Source organism: Paenibacillus segetis (assembly GCF_014639155.1).
GTDB classification, from domain to species: Bacteria; Bacillota; Bacilli; order Paenibacillales; family Paenibacillaceae; genus Fontibacillus; species Fontibacillus segetis.
The window spans coordinates 2,137,932-2,155,535 of record NZ_BMFT01000001.1 but is presented as its reverse complement, the minus strand read 5'-3'; the positions used below and the strand labels follow the sequence as shown (position 1 = coordinate 2,155,535).

Below are 17,604 nucleotides of genomic sequence, written 5' to 3'. Positions count from 1 at the left end.
AGCTAGAAGCTCTCGTCTCTTATTTAGAGGCGAGAGCTTTTTTGTATAACAAAATATAGGAAGGGTGGAACTATGCAACACTATAAAAAACTTATTGCCGACGAAGTTTCTGCTTTGATTGAGGACATCTCAACAGAAGACATGATGTTAATGCTAGAATATCCTGCAAAATCTGAAATGGGAGATATTTCACTACCCTGTTTCAGTTTAAGTAAATTACTTCGTAAGGCACCCGTCCAGATTGCTGAACAATTAAAGGAACAAATCAATATCACAGCGGTTGAACGAATGGAGTCCGTCTCAGGATATTTAAATTTTTACATCAATCAAGAGCAATTCGCCAAAACCGTTATATCCGATATTTTAAACAAAGGAGAGCGGTATGGTTCTCGTGATATCGGCCAAGGACGAACCATTGTTATTGATTATTCTTCACCTAATATTGCGAAGCCTTTCCATGTAGGACATTTGAGATCAACAGTAATAGGTAATGCGCTGTATCAAATCTATTCATTTCTTGGATACAAATGTGTAGGTGTGAATCATCTCGGAGACTGGGGAACTCAGTTTGGTAAATTAATCGTTGCATATCAACGTTGGGGCAATGCGGAGGATATTGAACGTGACGCCATAGACGAGTTATTTAGGTTATATGTTAAATTCCATCAGGAAGTGGAGAAAGATTCGGCATTAGATGATGAAGCTCGTGCTTGGTTCGTAAAGATGGAGCAGGGAGATTCAGAAGCTTTACATCTATGGAATTGGTTTATTGATATTAGTATGAAGGAATTTCAGAAAATTTATGATCTATTGGATGTTCGATTTGACAGTTATGCGGGTGAAAGCTTCTATAACGATAAAATGGACCCCGTAATTCAACAGCTTAAAGAGCAAAATTTGTTGGAAGAGGACCAGGGTGCTTGGTTAGTTCGTTTGGATTCATTCAATATGGCACCTGCTTTGATGCTCAAGAAAGATGGTAGTTCGTTATATCATACGCGTGATGTGACAGCCGCAATTTATAGACAAGAAACGTATCACTTTGACAAAGCTATTTATGTGACGGATTATTCGCAGAACTTGCACTTCCAGCAGTGGTTCAAGATCATTGAATTGATGGACTACCCGTGGGCAAAGGATTTAGTCCATGTACCGTTTGGTCGTGTCAGTTTGGAAGGTAGCGGTTTCTCTACTCGTAAAGGAAATGTCATCAAGCTGGAGGATTTGCTGCAGCAGGCGATTCTTAAAATAAAGGAGATTATTGAAGCGAAGAACCCGAATTTAGACAATAAAGAAGAAATCGCGAAGCAGGTGGGCGTTGGCGCCGTAATCTTTAATGATCTAAGTGGTAACCGGATCAAGGATATCGTGTTCTCCTGGGAAGAAGCACTTAGCTTTGAAGGGGAAACAGGACCATATGTTCAATACACGCATGCCCGTGCTTGCAGTGTTCTACGAAAGGCCATTGATTCTGCGGAAGGGACACTTCCCCGTGGGCAAAGTAATGTTGACTATGATCCTGCTCTTCTGCACAACGAAACGGAGTTCAACTTGCTAAAGGCGCTTTCTTTATTTCCCGAAACGATAGAACTGGCCTTAGTAAAGCTTGAACCGTCATTGATCAGTCGCTATCTTGTTGATTTAGCTCAAGCATTTAATCGGTTCTATCACGATAGTCCGATACTAGTTGAGGAACTGGCTTTACGCAACGTACGTCTTGCATTGGTTCAAGCTGTGAAAATTACGTTGCAGAACGGTTTACGTTTAATTGGTCTACAGGCCCCAGAAAAAATATAAAAAGATTGCTTTATTTCGTTAAAGCATTTAGAATAAATCTCGGAAAAAAATGGTGGGAGCCTGCGGAAGCAAGCTGAGAGTACGACTACACCGTCGTAGACCGTTCGAACCTGTTGGATAATGCCAGCGTAGGGACCTGTGTGTAAACACTGTGCTTAGGCATAGTGTTTTTTGTTCGTATATACCTCAATTTAACTAATCTATTTCTGGGTAATTTACGATGAAGAGGAGCCAAAGATATGATGCGGTTTAGTGAAAGATTATATCTTTCGGTGGAAAGTATCCGAGAGAAATTTTATGTACATCCATTTACTATGGAGTTGAGTGAAGGAACACTCTCCCCTGATCGTTTCAGATATTTTTTGACTCAAGATTATATGTATCTCATTTATTCATCTAAAATGTTCGCTCTATTTGCCATGAAGGCCCCAGATTTAGAAACGATGAGTAAATTTAGAGAGATGCTTCATTCAAGTCTAATAGGTGAGATGGAGCTTTATAGACAGTATGCGGAACGATTCAATATTACTAGAGAAGAATTGGAAGCCACCCAGCCAGCACCAACAACGTTGGCATTTACTAAGTATATGTTGGATGCTGCGAATCAAGGTACGTTCATTGAGGTACTTGCTACTATGTTACCTTGTCTTTGGAGCTACTGTGAGATGGGAACCAGCCTAGCCAATTTTCCAGTAGTCTTGAACAATACGATTTATCGGGATTGGGTCCTCGCATATAGCTCAGAAGAATATGTTAAGCTCACTGAATGGTGCATTAATCTAATGGACCAATTAGCACAAGGGAAGTCGGAAGAGGAACTAGCTCGGTTAGAAGAGTTTTTTATCATTACAGCTAAATTCCATTATAAATTTTGGGATATGGCTTATTATCAAGAATTGTGGCCTGTCTGAGACGCTTAAGTTAAACTAGAGACTAAGAAATACTGATCAAGGGGGCTTTTAAAGGTATGGCCATATTCCAATATAATCCATTTCGTTCACTGGATGAAGATCCCCCGAATCTTCATCTTCTTTTTTGGGGCAAAGAAGATTGTGTTCCTGGACATGCTGTAGGACCCGGAGTGAGAGATGTATACAAAATCCATTTTGTACATAAAGGTAAAGGAATTGTACGTGTTGGCTCGGAAACTCAAGAGCTAGTAGCAGGGCAAGGATTCTTAATCTGTCCCAATGTGCTCTATTACTATGAAGCAGACCATGTTGAACCATGGACTTATTCATGGATTGGATTTGAAGGACGTGATGTTCCAGAGCTGCTAAGTCGAACATCTCTCACTCCCACGAGACCTGTTTTTCCAATGGACAATAAAATCATGCCAATATTATACGATCAATTATCTGGCGCCTCCTCCTCAAAGAACGCTCTGGATTTGCGATTGAATAGTATTTTCTACGAATTTTTGGCGGTATGGATAGAAGCGACAGCGAATAATACTTCAAATAAGACGATGTCGAGGGAACAAGATCGATACGTTCACCAAACGCTAGAATTTCTGCATACCCACTACTGTGAAGATATTTCTATAGCAAATCATGCTGATAGCATGGGGATCGATCGCAAGCATCTTAGTGTTGTATTTAAGAAAGCACTTGATATACCTCCTCGTGAATATTTGTTGCATTATCGTATGGACAAAGCTTGTGAGTTATTAAGTACAGGTAATTATACGGTAGGTGAGGTAGCAAGGTCCGTCGGTTATCAAGACCCTCTATTGTTCTCGCGGATGTTTAAGAAGGTAAAAGGACAACCACCGAGTAAATTCAACCTTCCTTGAAATCGTAATCAGACATTAGTCCATACTTGTCATCCTTTTTGATATGGGATAATCCTAGAACAATCGATACAATAGGTCTATCAGTATTGAAGGAGAGATAAGTATGGTATATACAGCAGATGATAAAAGATATGAAATGATGACATATCGAAGATGCGGGAATAGCGGATTGAAGCTTCCGGCGATTTCATTAGGACTATGGCATAATTTCGGTGGCATTGATAAATATGAGAATGGACGAGCCATGATCAGAAGAGCATTTGATCTAGGCATCACTCATTTCGACCTGGCTAACAATTATGGACCACCAGCTGGCTCAGCAGAGGAGACTTTCGGTCGTATTCTACAAGATGATATGAAAGCCTACCGTGATGAAATGATCATATCTACTAAGGCCGGTTATTACATGTGGCCAGGTCCTTATGGAGAATGGGGATCAAAGAAAAGTTTAGTCGCGAGTCTTGATCAAAGCCTGAAAAGAATGGGACTTGATTATGTTGATATTTACTATCATCATAGACCAGATCAGGATACACCGCTTGAAGAGACTATGTCAGCCTTAGATTTGATCGTTCGTCAAGGTAAAGCTCTGTATGTCGGACTTTCTAATTATTCACCTGAAATGACCCTTGAAGCTTCACAAATACTGAAGAGACTTGGTACTCCGTGTCTGATACACCAACCACAGTATTCTATGATGGGAAGAGGTCCTGAACAAGGGTTACTTCAGACGTTAGAGAATGAGGGAATCGGTTCTATTGCGTTCTCACCACTGCACAAAGGGATATTGACGGATCGTTATTTATATGGCATCGCTCCAGACTCCAGAGCAGCAGGACCAAGCGTATTTATGAATCCGAATGAATTAACAGAAGAAGTGATCGCTAAAGTATCTAAGCTAAACGATTTGGCTGCAGAGCGTGGACAGAAGCTTTCTCAAATGGCACTGGCCTGGGTACTACGAGATGGTATAGTAACTTCGGCGTTAATCGGGGCAAGCAAGGTCAGCCAAATTGAAGATGCCGTAGGTACGATCAACAACCTGTCCTTTACGGACGAAGAATTATCACATATTGATGCGATATTGGCTTAATGAAATAGGTTGAGTGGAAGATAGGGGTGCGCTTAGCACCCTTATTTGTGTTTTGCATTGAGTTATTCCCCCTATACCGCTTATAATATAACGAGAAAAAAGTATATAAAAGAAAAGGTGTCAACAATACATGAGTATATTAAACGTAGAACGACTAAGTCACGGCTTTGGAGACCGTGCTATATTTACTGACGTATCCTTCCGCCTCCTCAAAGGTGAGCATATTGGACTCATTGGTGCGAACGGGGAAGGTAAATCCACTTTTATGAACATCATCACGGGAAAACTCCAGCCCGATGAAGGAAAAGTAGAATGGTCCAAACGTGTACGTGTTGGCTATCTCGATCAACATGCAGTGCTTACCCAAGGCATGACAATCCGTGATGTACTTAAGGGAGCTTTCCAATATCTATTCGATATGGAGCAAGAGATGAACGACATGTACGGTAAGATGGGGGATGTGTCGCCTGAAGAACTAGATCAAATGCTCGAAGATGTTGGAACGATTCAGGACACACTCACGAATCAAGATTTCTACATGATCGATGCCAAGATCGAAGAAACTGCACGTGGTCTGGGTATTACCGATATTGGACTGGACAAGGATGTTAATGACCTTAGTGGGGGACAACGGACAAAGGTATTATTAGCAAAGCTTTTGCTTGAAAAACCGGATATTCTACTCCTCGACGAGCCAACAAACTATCTTGATGAGGTTCATATTGATTGGTTGACGCGTTACTTGCAAGGCTACGAGAATGCATTCATTCTTATTTCGCATGATATTCCGTTCCTAAACAGCGTCATTAACTTGATCTACCACATGGAGAATCAAGAGTTAAACCGTTATGTAGGAGATTACGACTACTTCCAACAGGTTTACGAAATGAAAAAATCACAGCTTGAGTCTGCATATAAGAGACAACAGCAGGAAATCGCCGATTTGAAAGACTTTGTTGCGCGTAACAAAGCAAGTGTAGCTACACGAAACATGGCTATGTCGAGACAGAAGAAGCTCGATAAGATGGATGTTATCGAACTGGCGAAGGAAAAACCAAAACCACAATTCAACTTTATGTATTCTAGAGCTTCTGGAAAAATGGTCTTTGAAACGAAGGACCTCGTCATCGGTTATGATAGTCCGCTATCAAGACCACTCGATCTACGGATGGAACGCGGCCAAAAAATCGCGCTAGTCGGTGCAAACGGGATTGGTAAAACAACCTTGCTTCGTAGCATCTTAGGAGAAATCCCAGCTTTGTCTGGATCTGTTCAGCTTGGTGAGAACCTGGATATTGGATATTTTGAACAAGAGATGAAGGATGCCAACTACAATACGTGTATTGAAGAAGTATGGAATGAATTCCCTTCATATTCTCAGTTCGAAGTACGTGCAGCGTTAGCTAAGTGTGGTCTTACTACCAAGCATATTGAGAGCAAGATCGCTGTTCTTAGTGGTGGTGAGAAGGCGAAGGTACGTCTGTGTAAACTGATCAACCGCGAAACCAATTTGCTCGTATTGGACGAGCCTACGAACCACTTGGATGTAGATGCGAAAGATGAACTTAAACGTGCACTCAAATCCTATAAAGGCAGCATCCTGTTGATTTCCCACGAACCGGAATTTTATAGAGATATCGTTACAGACACATGGAACTGTGAATCCTGGACGACTAAGGTGTTTTAGTAATACTCGCAAAGATATAGGGGATCTCGAAGCCAAGAACTTGGCACCGAGATCCCCTTTGTAATGTATGGATTCATGCGATCGGGTATATTATTTCTTCCTAAGTCTCAAATTAACAGGGTACTGATTTCTAAACACAACAATCCAGGAGGGTAACAATGGAAAACCCATATTCTAGTTTGCAAGAACAAAGCCCGATTGCTGATGCACAGCAATCAGTAGTTAAAGTTCATCGCGCTGTGAAACAAGCGCAGTCCCATCCAAGTGAAGAAACGGTTGAGAATGCTAAGAATGCAGCCTACAAGGCTGAAAATGCACTGCAAAATGCCATATCTCATTCAGAGGGAAGCATCAATCAAGAACCGCTTGAGCGAGTAAATGAGGATCTGTATGAAGATTTAGTGGCTCTACAGGATGTGCAGAATAATTTGAAATGAAGCTGAGCTAAATATACACGAGTGCTTGATTCATGACATTCAACCTCCATTCCAAATTCGGGATGGAGGTTTTTGGTATGGGTGAGAAATACAGCTCTTCTCTAAAGTATTTTGTGTTATTATGGAAGAATATTGAAGGGACGTGAAACCGTTGGTATAACACATTGTATTTTATAACCTCATGCTATTTGAAAATTTCATATTCATTAATCGGAGGTATTACAATGAGTGATATTCAGCGTATTATTGATAACTTGGATCAAATTCTGCCCCAATTTTTACAAGATGAACTCTCTCCTGGATTAGCCGTTGGTGTCGTGTATGATCATCAGATGATCTATGCTAAGGGCTTTGGAGTGAAGAATGTGCAGACTGGAGAAGCTATCGATGAACATACCTTGTTTCACATGGCCTCCGTATCCAAAACTTTCGTTGTGACGGGGATTATGCAGCTTGTGGAGGAAGGAAAAATTAATTTGGATACTGCGGTATCCAATTATCTTCCTTACTTCGCACTGACAGACGATAGGTATCAACAAATTACAGTTCGACTGCTCTTAAATCATACATCCGGTATGCCAGATGAAGACGACTTTGGATGGGACCGCCCTGAATATGATGAGGGAAGCCTGGAGAGATATGTTAGAAGTATCTCTGGCCTCAAACTTCTTAAGGAACCAAAGGAATCTTTTTACTACAGTAATATTGGCTACGAAATATTGGGTGATGTGATAGCTAAAGTGAGTGGAGTATCATTTGAACAGTTTATGAAAGAGCGAATTCTGATTCCTTCGTCCATGCTGATGAGTTCATTCTTGAAGCAAGAGATTCCTGATCATAAACTTGCCTCCCCACATATCTTAGGGATTAAAGATGGATTTGGTCCTGAGCTAAGTGAAATATTCCCTTATCATCGTGCACATGGTCCAAGTTCCACTTTGTACACGAATGTCGTTGAGTTATGCAATTACGCTTTAACCCATTTAAACTTAGGCCAGACAGCAGAGGGAGTACGAATTCTTACAACTAACAGTTATGAAGAAATGTGGAGCAAGTATGCACTGACTCATTATGGGGATTGGTCAGAGGATATTGGCCTTGGATGGTTCTTGGGAGAGTATAAGGGGCTTAACGTTTGCTCTCATTCTGGCATGGATACCGGGTTCCGTAGTAATTTACTACTCTTACCCGAGAATGGGATAGCTATAGCTATTATGACGAATGCCGATTTTATAGGTAATAAAGTTCTTTGTAAGGCAATCCTTGATATTATACTTGGTGAAGACATTCCATATGTAAAGAAGAGCCTAGCAACTTATTTATCTAAAATTACGATTGAATCTGGTGTTGAGGCTGCGATAAGTGAATACACTCAGATTCAGGAGTCCAGCATGGAAGAGTATCTCGTTCTTGAGGGTTCATTCAATGCTTATGCTTATATGATGTTGGAAAGAGGTTGGCTTCAGGAGGGAATTGCGATTCTGCAGCTCTCGATTCACATGTTCCCAGGATCGTCCAACCTACATGACAGTATCGGTGAGATGTATTTGCTTGCTGGAGAACGTAATCTAGCGTTACAGCATTATCAAAAATCTGTAGAGTTGGATCCCACTCATATGGATGGAATTAATAAAATTAACGAGTTGTTAGGTGTTATGTAACAGAGATCTATATTGTGATAATAGACCGTGGAATTAATCCGCGGTCTATTTGGTTTGAAGATGGAACAATATGCGATCAATACCATTATTCGTTGTTGAGGAGAGAGTATTCGAAAGTATAATAAGTTCTTCTTGAAATTATATTAAGGTATGTGATAATATTTCACAGAACGAACGTTCAGTATAGATAAAAACTCGTACATCATGGAGGAATCACAATGCATTTGTTAACACGTAACAAGGGAGCCTTATTGCTATTAATGCTCAATATTTTTCTTGTCTTTACTGGTATTGGTCTTGTTATCCCGATCATGCCTAAGTATATGACCGAACTGCACATAAATGGCAGTATTGTAGGACTATTGGTTGCTGCTTTTTCACTTACTCAGCTCTTATTCTCTCCATTAGCAGGTAGGCTATCCGATTCATTAGGTCGGAAGAAAATTATCGTTTCAGGTATGGTTATTTTTGCAGTATCCGAATTATTGTTCGGTTTAGCTAGTACACCCGTTCTGTTGTTTGCAGCAAGAATGTTGGGAGGAGTTGGAGCCGCTCTTATCATGCCTTCTGTAATGGCATATGTAGCGGATATCTCTTCCACTGAGGAGAGAGGAACTGGGATGGGATTGATTAATGCCGCGATTACTACTGGCTTTATTATTGGTCCCGGTATTGGTGGATTCTTAGCGGAATACGGGCTACGTGTTCCTTTTTATGCAGCGGGTGCTGCTGGTGCAATTGCTGCTTTGATCACTACAATCATCTTGCCAGAATCAACAACATCTGAGCAACGTGTGGCAATGAAGGCGAATGCCGAGAAATCCCAAAGTCTAGTTTCACAGCTCGTATATTCATTCAAGGCTCCATACTTTTTCAGTTTAGTTATTGTATTCGTTATGGCATTTGGCTTAGCTAATTATGAGACTGTCTTTGGATTGTTTGTCGATCATAAATTCGGCTTCACGCCTCAAGATATTGCTGTAATTATAACGTTTGGTTCGATATCAGGAGCTGTAGTTCAGTTAACTATATTCGGATGGATTCTAAACCGTTTTGGCGAGAAAAAAGTCATTTCCGTTTGTCTGTTTTTATCGGGTCTGTTTGTCTTATTAACACTGTTTGTGAACACTTACTGGATGATCATGGCCGTGACATTCATTCTCTTCTTATCCATTGACATCTTACGTCCAGCAATCAGTACGCAAATGTCCAAAATGGCTGAAAAGCAGCAGGGATTTGTTGCTGGTCTGAACTCTGCATATACAAGTCTAGGAAATATCATTGGGCCTATCGTTGCTGGATTATTATTTGATGTTAATATCAATTTCCCATATGTAGCTGCTGCTATCGTATTATTCCTTTGTTTTGGTCTTTCACTTATTTCGAGAAAGAGAAGCCTATCAGTTCAGCATTCGTAACAGTAACCTGATGAGGGCCTATAATTAAGGCGCGAACCATCCAAAACTCCACTCAGGCGGGTTATATCAACCAGTAATTTTGATTGACCCTTAATTAATCGTATTTATATAATATGCTAGATCGATTATACTTTAGATTAGTTATTATAGGTCCGACATCAATCACCCTAATCGGAGTTGAATGTAATGAATAAGCGACAATTACAAAGCTTGCAGACTAAGAAACGGGTGGCTGATTCTGCACGTGCTCTGTTTGTTCAAAAGGGGTTTGCTGCAACCTCGATTGAAGATATCGTGTCCGCAACTGGCAGTAGTAAGGGCAATATTTATTATCATTTTAAGAGTAAAGAGGGGCTGTTCCTCTATCTGATCGATGAGTGGGAGCGGGACTGGAACGAGAAATGGAAAGAGAAGGAATCTCAGTTCAAGACCGTCAAAGAGAAGCTCTACGGCTTCGCTGAACATATGGTACTCGAGGATCTTAATCATCCGCTTACCAAAGCTGCAAATGAGTTCTTCAATAAAGAAGATAAAGAGCATGATATTGAGGAACGGATTCATAAATTAATGGATTCCCACATCGAGTTTAATCAACAATTGATTCAAGAAGGGCTTAATCGTGGAGAATTCGCGAGCAGCAAAGATATACATGGACTTGCGTTAATTTTTGAAGGTTTGTTCATCGGGCTTAGCCAGGTATCATCCAAAGCAAGTATGCCGGAGGCACTTGAATTGTACAAGCAAGCAATTGATGTGTTCCTTTATGGGATTTCTGCAAACAAAGCCGATCAATGATGTTCTAGAGAATGGAGCGTATCTATAATGTATCGCAATTTAGAAGATTGTCTCATCGATTTAGAGAAGCATGGTCATTTAGTTCGTATTCGTGAAGAAGTGGATCCATATCTTGAAATGGCTGCTATTCATATGAAAGTGTACGAAGCTGGTGGGCCTGCGTTGTTATTTGAAAATGTAAAAGGTTCAAAATTTCGCGTGGCATCGAATATTTTTGGAACAATTGAGCGGAGTAAGTTTATCTTTCGGAATACTTGGCAGTCCGTGCAGAACGTCATGGCGCTGCGTGATGACCCTATGAAAGCTGTAAAGCATCCCTTTAAGAATATCAGCAATGGGTTAGCCGCATTCAAAGCACTTCCCTTGAAGAAATTTGGAAACATGCCGGTTACCGCTCAGGAGATTCAAATTTCGGATCTTCCTTTGATACATCACTGGCCGATGGATGGTGGTGCCTTCGTCACATTGCCTCAGGTATATAGCGAAGATCCAGAAAAACCGGGAATTATGAATTCCAATCTAGGCATGTATCGTATGCAATTAAGTGGTAATGAATATGAGCTCAACAAAGAGATTGGATTACATTATCAGATTCACCGTGGTATCGGAGTTCATCAGGATAAGGCGAATAAACGGGGAGAACCTTTAAAGGTAAGCTGTTTTGTAGGTGGCCATCCCGCACATACTCTGGCTGCTATCATGCCGTTACCAGAGGGACTCAGTGAAATGACGGTTGCCGGATTGCTTGCTGGGCGTAATTTCCGCTATAACTACGTTGATGGTTTCTGTATCAGTAGTGATGCCGATTTTGTTATAACAGGAGAAATCCATCCTGGGGATACGAAACCAGAAGGGCCTTTTGGTGATCATCTAGGCTATTACAGTCTCACGCATCCTTTCCCGGTCATGAAAGTGCATAAAGTGTATGCCAAACCCAATGCAATATGGCCTTTTACAGTTGTTGGCCGACCGCCGCAAGAGGATACTTCATTTGGTGAACTTATTCATGAATTGACGGGAGATGCCATCAAGGGAGAAATTCCCGGCGTAAAAGAAGTCCATGCCGTCGATGCTGCAGGTGTACATCCACTACTATTTGCCATTGGTAGTGAACGGTATACGCCGTATCAGAAAGTCAAACAACCTGCCGAACTTCTTACTTTAGCTAATCGGATATTAGGAACCGGACAATTAAGCTTAGCAAAGTATTTATTTATAACGGCAGAAGAGGATCAACCAATTGATTCACATCATGAAATAAATTTCTTAACGTATATCTTGGAACGTTTAGATTTGCATCGAGATATTCATTTTTATACGAATACGACAATTGATACGCTTGATTATTCGGGTACAGGGATCAATAGTGGGAGCAAAGTTGTTTTCGCTGCGTATGGAGACAAGAAGAGAGAATTATGTACAGAAGTACCTGACAGTTTGAAAGATATTCGTGGCTTTGAGAACGCCAAATTAGTCATGCCAGGCGTTGTAGTCATTCAAGCGCCTAAATTCACTACTTATGCTGAGGAAGCACAGGAAATAGAAGGCCTCAGTAAAGCGATTCATGACAAAGGACCGCTTCCATCATGTCCGATGATCGTTCTTTGTGACGACAGCTCATTTATGAGTGCGACTATTCATAATTTTCTTTGGGCTACATTTACACGAAGCAACCCTTCCCATGATATATATGGTGTGAACAGCCACTATGAGAATAAGCATTGGGCTTGCGATAATGTGATTATTGATGCCCGTACCAAACCTCATCAAGCACCTCCACTAATCCCCGATCCTACGGTGGAGAAGAATATTGAGCGATTATTTATCAAAGGCGCTAGTTTGGGCGGAATAATATAGCTTATTTATACTAAGAAATAAGGATTATCTTACTGCAGAATATTTACCGAAAAAGGATCGCTCAAACGAGCGGTTCTTTTTTTGCATGCGGAGATGAATCATTTGACAAACTTTAATAACGAGTATATTATCATACCCATAGGGGTATACGTATTATGAGAGATAGGAGGTATACGTTATGGAATACAATTACAGTAATGAAATGAAGACACGCCTTAGAAGAATAGAAGGACAGGTGCGAGGAGTCCTTCGTCTGATGGAAGAAGGTAAGTGCTGTAAAGATGTAGTGAGTCAATTATCAGCGATTAGAAGTGCCTCTGATAAAGCGATGGCTCAAATCGTCGCAGAGAACCTGCAACATTGTATTTTGGAAGAACAAGAGGCTGGAAGAGATACAGACAAGGTTGTCAAAGAAGCAATTGAGCTACTGGTAAAAAGCCGTTAGGTTAAACATCATATACACTTTAGGAGAGATATACATGTCATTTCAAATATCGAAAGAAATTTCAACTTCTGAACTCGCTAGCCGTTTAAAAAATGGAGAATCCCCAATCATTGTGGATGTAAGAGAACCAGCTGAATGGGTAGAAGGTCATATAGCTGGTGCAAAACATATCCCACTTGGACAGTTGATTGAAAGAATGGATGAACTAGATAAAAACCAAGAAATGATCATCGTCTGCAGAAGTGGTGGTCGGAGTGGACTCGCCTGTGAATTACTCAGTGAAAATGGGTTTGACGTTGTAAATATGACAGGCGGACTTATGAGTTGGACAGATGAATTAGTTTAAGGTGGAGGAAACGGACAATGTCTATTGTTTTACTGCTCATTTTAAGTAGTATCATGATTTGGATATTAAGAATCTTTATGCCCGTTCGCCAGCTTACTTTTGTAGACGTATCTATACTTAAAGAACCTTCAGACAAGGTCAAGACGATGAAAATGCTCGATGTTCGTGATGCGGTTGATTTTGAGCAGTGTCATGTAGAAGGTTCGATTAACATATCTTTGGGACGATTACCTTTTGTTTGGGAAAAAGAACTATCCTCAGGTGATTCAGTACTTATCCTATCTAAAAGTCGATACCAAAGCAAGAAAGCTGCACGGATCTTGAAGAATCATGGGTTTCATTCATTGTACGCGATGAATGAGCGATATTGCGCATAATGGGATTGAAGATAGATCAAATAAGCAGGTTGCGAGGTAGATAATAAATGAACGGTACAATGTTCTATAACATTTTTGTAGTTCTTCTTTTACTTGTTTTTCTATATATTCGATTTGGACCAACAAAAGGATTAAGAACTTTGAAAGCTGGAGATTTCCAGAAAGAGATGGAGCAATCTTCTGATCGGGTACTTATTGATGTAAGAGAACCAAGTGAGTATAAGAGCGGGTTTATTCCCGGGGCTATGAACTTCCCTTTGTCCCAGTTCAGTCATTATATTAGTGATATTCCGAAGGACAAGGATATCTTTTTATATTGCAAAAGTGGGATGCGGAGCAAGAATGCCGCACTTATCCTTCGCAAGAATGGTTATACAAGGTTGAATCAACTTGCGGGTGGTATAGGTTCTTGGAAGGGCAAGATTATTAATTAAGCAATCTGCGATAACATCTTGAAGAGCTGTAATGTATAATGAAACCTACTTTCAATAAGGGAGAGATACAACATGAAGAGAATTGAGTCCCCAGAGCAATTTGTAGAAAAGATCAATGAAGATGTGTACACGGTTATGAAATTTGATGCCAACTGGTGTCCTGATTGTAAAAATCTAGATCGCTTTATTGGCGACATCATTACGGAACATGATGATAAGCACTTCTACGCTGTAGATTCAGAACAATTTGAGGATTTCGCAAGTAAATACGATGTGCGTGGGATCCCAAGCTTGTTGGTGTTTAAGAATGGTGAAAAGTTAGCACATTTACACAGTAAGTTTGCAAAGACGCCATCTCAGATCAGAGAATACTTAGATACTCTAAAATAATATCAACATCAACCATGCTCACAGCACGTACCGAATAATCATCGGTACGTGCTTTTTTATTGTTCATCATTGTACAAAAGTAAACACAAGTCAAAGTATATATTGACATGATATATATCAGATTGATATAGTTTGACTTGTGATATACAATTATTTCTAAATACTCAGATGGAGGTTATTTTTTGAACAGTCAGGATGTTATTTTAGGCATGCTTATGAAAGAGTCGTTGACTGGTTACGAGATAAAACAGTTGTTAGAAGATGTTTTCTCATATTTCTATGGTTCAAGTTATGGAACGATCTATCCCACACTTACTCGTCTTGAGAAGGAGGGGTTGATCACAAAGGAAAGTGTACTTCAGGAGGGGAAGCCTAACAAAAATGTTTTAAACATTACGGATAAAGGACGAGAGTGTTTTAAAGATTATTTACTTGGGCCACTGGAAGAAGATAGTACTAAAAAGTCGGATTTTATGATGAGGCTTTACTTCGGTGAATTTGTTGGGTATGACAAAGTGATTACATGGTTAAAGCAAGTACAGGAGCAAGCACAAAGTAATTTAAATCAATTAAGTGAGAGGTATTCGCTTCATCGAGATGAAATGCATCCAGCTCAGATCATATGTATCCAGATTGGGATCAATGAATATAAGGCTAAACTTGAGACTATCGCCCAAGGATTGTTAAGCATAGAGAAGTTAGCTCAATAGAAGAAGAGCAGTGTTAATTAAATTAATGCTAACAAACTTTAGGGGAGGAATTATAAAATGAAAACAATATTTATCACGGGTGCTTCATCAGGAATTGGGAGAGCTGCAGTCAGACACTTTGCAGAAAAAGGATGGAATGTAGTTGCAACCATGCGAACACCGGAAAAAGAAGCTGAATTCATACCATTAAATAATGTGTTGGTGCTCAAGCTTGATGTCGAGAAAAAAGAAACGATTCAAAATGCGGTAGCCGAATCTATCCAACATTTTGGGAAAATTGACGTTCTTCTCAATAATGCTGGTTATGGAACAATGGGAATTCTTGAAGCAGCTACGGATGAGCAGATTAGAAGGCAATTTGAAGTGAACGTTTTTGGCTTGATCAGTATGACTAAAGCGATGCTGCCGCATTTCAGATCTAATCAAGAGGGAATGCTAATTAATATTTCATCTATGGGAGGTATAGTTACCTTTCCTACCATGTCTCTGTATCATTCAACTAAATTTGCGGTTGAGGGATTTTCTGAATCATTATCTTATGAGTTGTTATCACAAAACATAAAAGTAAAATTGATTGAACCAGGAGCTATACATACGGACTTTGGCGGAAGATCGATGGAGTTCTTTTTTGATGATTCACCAACGGACTATAAACAGTTTACAACTGCATTTTTGGGGAAATTGTCTGAGATGGAAAAATCCCCAACCTATGCCTCTCCCCCAGAACTTGTCGCTGAAGCTATATTTCAAGCAGCAACTGATGGTACAAGCCAATTCCGATATGTTGTTGGTAATGACGCCAAGATGCTCATCCAAATGAAGGAAGATTGTGATGATGAAGAGTATTTGCGAAATATAACGCAGCATTTTCTTAATCAAGCGTAACCAAAGCAAATCAAATTAGTCGTATATTTGTTGCAGTGCGTACCGAATCTTCATCGGTACGTGCTTTTTAATTTATAAAAGTGCTTGCGAATTCCTATATAACCACACAGTTTCCACAAAATTGAGGGTTAAACTGTGTTAGATGTCACTGAATTTGAAAACTCATAAGGAAACAGGAGGAGGGAGATTTATGAAAAAGGCTTTTAAAGTTGGTGTAGTAACACTTGCTGCTGTGTTTGTATTATCAGCATGTACGAGCAATAACAAATCTACCGACTCTGGACAACAAACCAATGTGAGTGCAGAGCAAGTTGTGAAACCGTGGATTTCATCAAAGAACACGACCCGGGTAAATACAAGCGATCCTGTGGAAGCCGCGGTGATTACGTCTCAATCGCTATGGATGGCGACAAGTAAGGACAACCGACCGGGAAGTATTATTCTTACCGATCCCAATAACTGGCAAAACGCGGTGGCTAGTGCCGATTTAATCCATCATCCGAGCAATGGACCGATCTTGTTCGTGACTAAGGATGGAATTCCATCCACTACAGTCAATGAAATTAATCGTCTTCAGCCTAAAGGAGTGGAAATCAACAACGGGGTTCAGGTGATCCTCGTTGGTGATCTGGATCAAAAGGTTGAGGATCAAGCTAAAGACCTTGGGTTCAAGATCGATAAGGTGACGGGTGACAATCCAGCTGCCTTAGCCAAGGCTATAGATGCTTATTACACGAATTTAGCTGGGGAGAATCCCTCTTCTGTGATCATTGGATCTATGGAGAGTCAAGAATACACCATGCCTGCGATCAATTGGATCGCACATATGCCTGAGCCATTACTTTACGTGAAAAAGGATGAAGTTCCACAGGAGACCATTGAAGCTCTCCAAACGAGAGATGGCAACGCCAATATTTATATCCTTGGACCAGAGTCCGTGATCACGGCTAAAGTTGAGAAGGAACTACAACAATACGGTAATACCGTAAGGATATCAGGGAAAGACCCTTACGCAAATGCTATAGCTTTTGCACAATTTAAAGATAATAACACTGGCTTTGGATGGGGAATCACAACACCGGGACACAACTTCTCGTTCGTCAGTTCCGATTCACCTACCTTGGCTATAGCGGGCGCTCCATTTTCCCATTTAGGAAAACATGCTCCACTGCTCTGGACGAGCAAAGACGCCATGCCTGAATCGGTTATGAATTATGTAATGTCTCTGCAACCGAAATTTGAGCTGTCACCAACAGAAGGGCCTTATAATCACGCTTGGTTGATAGGGTCTGAAGATTCGATTAGTCTAAAGGGACAAGGAGAAATCGACAACATGCTTGAAATCGTATCTAAATCGGGAGAAGGACATGAGAACATGCCGGGTATGCATCACTAATTTGATTTTGAACTGTAAGTAGGAGAAAGAAGCACGGTTCAATTGAATCGTGTTTTCTTTTTCAGTTAAGTAGATTGGCTG

The 17,604-nt window shown here is 40.4% G+C and carries 18 protein-coding genes and 1 other annotated feature (1 of these 19 cut by a window edge); all 18 genes read left to right on the top strand.

Features of this window, described 5'->3' with window-relative positions; genetic code table 11:
* Window positions 1-23, top strand: a binding site (T-box leader); it begins 205 nt to the left of the window's first position.
* Window positions 24-72: 49 nt separating this feature from the next.
* The 18 genes from argS to IEW05_RS09935 all read left to right on the top strand — a co-directional run bounded on the left by argS (window position 73) and on the right by IEW05_RS09935 (window position 17,523).
* A complete protein-coding gene (gene argS, locus IEW05_RS10020) occupies window positions 73-1,797 on the top strand; it encodes an arginine--tRNA ligase (RefSeq protein ID WP_188538249.1) in 1,725 nt (574 codons plus the stop codon).
* Window positions 1,798-2,036: 239 nt separating this feature from the next.
* Window positions 2,037-2,708, top strand: coding sequence for a thiaminase II (tenA, locus tag IEW05_RS10015; protein ID WP_188538247.1), 672 nt, complete (start codon window positions 2,037-2,039; stop codon window positions 2,706-2,708).
* Window positions 2,709-2,764: 56 nt separating this feature from the next.
* On the top strand, window positions 2,765-3,592 hold the full coding sequence (locus IEW05_RS10010; protein WP_188538245.1) for an AraC family transcriptional regulator: 828 nt from the start codon (window positions 2,765-2,767) through the stop codon (window positions 3,590-3,592).
* Between the two features lie 103 nt (window positions 3,593-3,695).
* Complete coding sequence (locus IEW05_RS10005) at window positions 3,696-4,685, top strand: aldo/keto reductase (protein WP_188538243.1); 990 nt, start codon at window positions 3,696-3,698, stop codon at window positions 4,683-4,685.
* A 130-nt stretch (window positions 4,686-4,815) separates the two neighbouring features.
* On the top strand, window positions 4,816-6,372 hold the full coding sequence (locus IEW05_RS10000) for an ABC-F family ATP-binding cassette domain-containing protein (protein WP_188538241.1): 1,557 nt from the start codon (window positions 4,816-4,818) through the stop codon (window positions 6,370-6,372).
* 158 nt (window positions 6,373-6,530) lie between these two features.
* Window positions 6,531-6,809: a hypothetical protein gene (locus IEW05_RS09995; RefSeq protein ID WP_188538239.1), complete on the top strand. Its 279-nt coding sequence runs from the start codon at window positions 6,531-6,533 to the stop codon at window positions 6,807-6,809.
* Window positions 6,810-7,033: 224 nt separating this feature from the next.
* Entirely contained in the window at window positions 7,034-8,470 is a 1,437-nt protein-coding gene (locus IEW05_RS09990) for a serine hydrolase (protein WP_188538237.1), read from the top strand.
* 218 nt (window positions 8,471-8,688) lie between these two features.
* Window positions 8,689-9,888, top strand: a complete 1,200-nt coding sequence (locus tag IEW05_RS09985) for an MFS transporter (protein WP_188538235.1) — start codon at window positions 8,689-8,691, stop codon at window positions 9,886-9,888.
* 186 nt (window positions 9,889-10,074) lie between these two features.
* Window positions 10,075-10,683, top strand: a complete 609-nt coding sequence (locus IEW05_RS09980; protein WP_188538233.1) for a TetR/AcrR family transcriptional regulator — start codon at window positions 10,075-10,077, stop codon at window positions 10,681-10,683.
* Window positions 10,684-10,710: 27 nt separating this feature from the next.
* Window positions 10,711-12,540 (top strand): UbiD family decarboxylase, encoded by a 1,830-nt coding sequence (locus tag IEW05_RS09975; protein ID WP_188538231.1) that lies wholly within the window; start codon window positions 10,711-10,713, stop codon window positions 12,538-12,540.
* Window positions 12,541-12,718: 178 nt separating this feature from the next.
* Window positions 12,719-12,985, top strand: coding sequence for a metal-sensitive transcriptional regulator (locus IEW05_RS09970; protein WP_188538229.1), 267 nt, complete (start codon window positions 12,719-12,721; stop codon window positions 12,983-12,985).
* 34 nt (window positions 12,986-13,019) lie between these two features.
* Complete coding sequence (locus IEW05_RS09965; protein WP_188538227.1) at window positions 13,020-13,331, top strand: rhodanese-like domain-containing protein; 312 nt, start codon at window positions 13,020-13,022, stop codon at window positions 13,329-13,331.
* 17 nt (window positions 13,332-13,348) lie between these two features.
* Complete coding sequence (locus tag IEW05_RS09960; RefSeq protein ID WP_188538225.1) at window positions 13,349-13,708, top strand: rhodanese-like domain-containing protein; 360 nt, start codon at window positions 13,349-13,351, stop codon at window positions 13,706-13,708.
* Window positions 13,709-13,755: 47 nt separating this feature from the next.
* Window positions 13,756-14,142 (top strand): rhodanese-like domain-containing protein, encoded by a 387-nt coding sequence (locus tag IEW05_RS09955; protein WP_188538223.1) that lies wholly within the window; start codon window positions 13,756-13,758, stop codon window positions 14,140-14,142.
* 72 nt (window positions 14,143-14,214) lie between these two features.
* On the top strand, window positions 14,215-14,532 hold the full coding sequence (locus tag IEW05_RS09950) for a thioredoxin family protein (RefSeq protein ID WP_188538221.1): 318 nt from the start codon (window positions 14,215-14,217) through the stop codon (window positions 14,530-14,532).
* Between the two features lie 182 nt (window positions 14,533-14,714).
* Window positions 14,715-15,242 carry a PadR family transcriptional regulator gene (locus tag IEW05_RS09945; RefSeq protein ID WP_188538219.1) on the top strand — a complete coding sequence of 176 codons (528 nt, stop codon included), beginning with the start codon at window positions 14,715-14,717 and terminating at the stop codon, window positions 15,240-15,242.
* Window positions 15,243-15,299: 57 nt separating this feature from the next.
* Window positions 15,300-16,127 carry an SDR family oxidoreductase gene (locus IEW05_RS09940; RefSeq protein WP_188538217.1) on the top strand — a complete coding sequence of 276 codons (828 nt, stop codon included), beginning with the start codon at window positions 15,300-15,302 and terminating at the stop codon, window positions 16,125-16,127.
* Between the two features lie 190 nt (window positions 16,128-16,317).
* Window positions 16,318-17,523 (top strand): cell wall-binding repeat-containing protein, encoded by a 1,206-nt coding sequence (locus tag IEW05_RS09935; RefSeq protein WP_188538215.1) that lies wholly within the window; start codon window positions 16,318-16,320, stop codon window positions 17,521-17,523.
* The last annotated feature ends 81 nt before the right edge of the window (window positions 17,524-17,604 follow it).

What these genes read in the sequence shown, in the direction of transcription:
- IEW05_RS09990 (WP_188538237.1), top strand. Translation starts at nt 7,034, where the DNA reads ATGAGTGATATTCAGCGTATTATTGATAACTTGGATCAAATTCTGCCC.
- IEW05_RS09970 (WP_188538229.1), top strand. Translation starts at nt 12,719, where the DNA reads ATGGAATACAATTACAGTAATGAAATGAAGACACGCCTTAGAAGAATA.
- IEW05_RS10010 (WP_188538245.1), top strand. Translation starts at nt 2,765, where the DNA reads ATGGCCATATTCCAATATAATCCATTTCGTTCACTGGATGAAGATCCC.
- IEW05_RS09980 (WP_188538233.1), top strand. Translation starts at nt 10,075, where the DNA reads ATGAATAAGCGACAATTACAAAGCTTGCAGACTAAGAAACGGGTGGCT.
- IEW05_RS09985 (WP_188538235.1), top strand. Translation starts at nt 8,689, where the DNA reads ATGCATTTGTTAACACGTAACAAGGGAGCCTTATTGCTATTAATGCTC.
- IEW05_RS10000 (WP_188538241.1), top strand. Translation starts at nt 4,816, where the DNA reads ATGAGTATATTAAACGTAGAACGACTAAGTCACGGCTTTGGAGACCGT.
- IEW05_RS09975 (WP_188538231.1), top strand. Translation starts at nt 10,711, where the DNA reads ATGTATCGCAATTTAGAAGATTGTCTCATCGATTTAGAGAAGCATGGT.
- IEW05_RS09950 (WP_188538221.1), top strand. Translation starts at nt 14,215, where the DNA reads ATGAAGAGAATTGAGTCCCCAGAGCAATTTGTAGAAAAGATCAATGAA.
- argS (WP_188538249.1), top strand. Translation starts at nt 73, where the DNA reads ATGCAACACTATAAAAAACTTATTGCCGACGAAGTTTCTGCTTTGATT.
- IEW05_RS09940 (WP_188538217.1), top strand. Translation starts at nt 15,300, where the DNA reads ATGAAAACAATATTTATCACGGGTGCTTCATCAGGAATTGGGAGAGCT.
- IEW05_RS09965 (WP_188538227.1), top strand. Translation starts at nt 13,020, where the DNA reads ATGTCATTTCAAATATCGAAAGAAATTTCAACTTCTGAACTCGCTAGC.
- IEW05_RS09935 (WP_188538215.1), top strand. Translation starts at nt 16,318, where the DNA reads ATGAAAAAGGCTTTTAAAGTTGGTGTAGTAACACTTGCTGCTGTGTTT.
- IEW05_RS09960 (WP_188538225.1), top strand. Translation starts at nt 13,349, where the DNA reads ATGTCTATTGTTTTACTGCTCATTTTAAGTAGTATCATGATTTGGATA.
- IEW05_RS09995 (WP_188538239.1), top strand. Translation starts at nt 6,531, where the DNA reads ATGGAAAACCCATATTCTAGTTTGCAAGAACAAAGCCCGATTGCTGAT.
- IEW05_RS09955 (WP_188538223.1), top strand. Translation starts at nt 13,756, where the DNA reads ATGAACGGTACAATGTTCTATAACATTTTTGTAGTTCTTCTTTTACTT.
- tenA (WP_188538247.1), top strand. Translation starts at nt 2,037, where the DNA reads ATGATGCGGTTTAGTGAAAGATTATATCTTTCGGTGGAAAGTATCCGA.
- IEW05_RS10005 (WP_188538243.1), top strand. Translation starts at nt 3,696, where the DNA reads ATGGTATATACAGCAGATGATAAAAGATATGAAATGATGACATATCGA.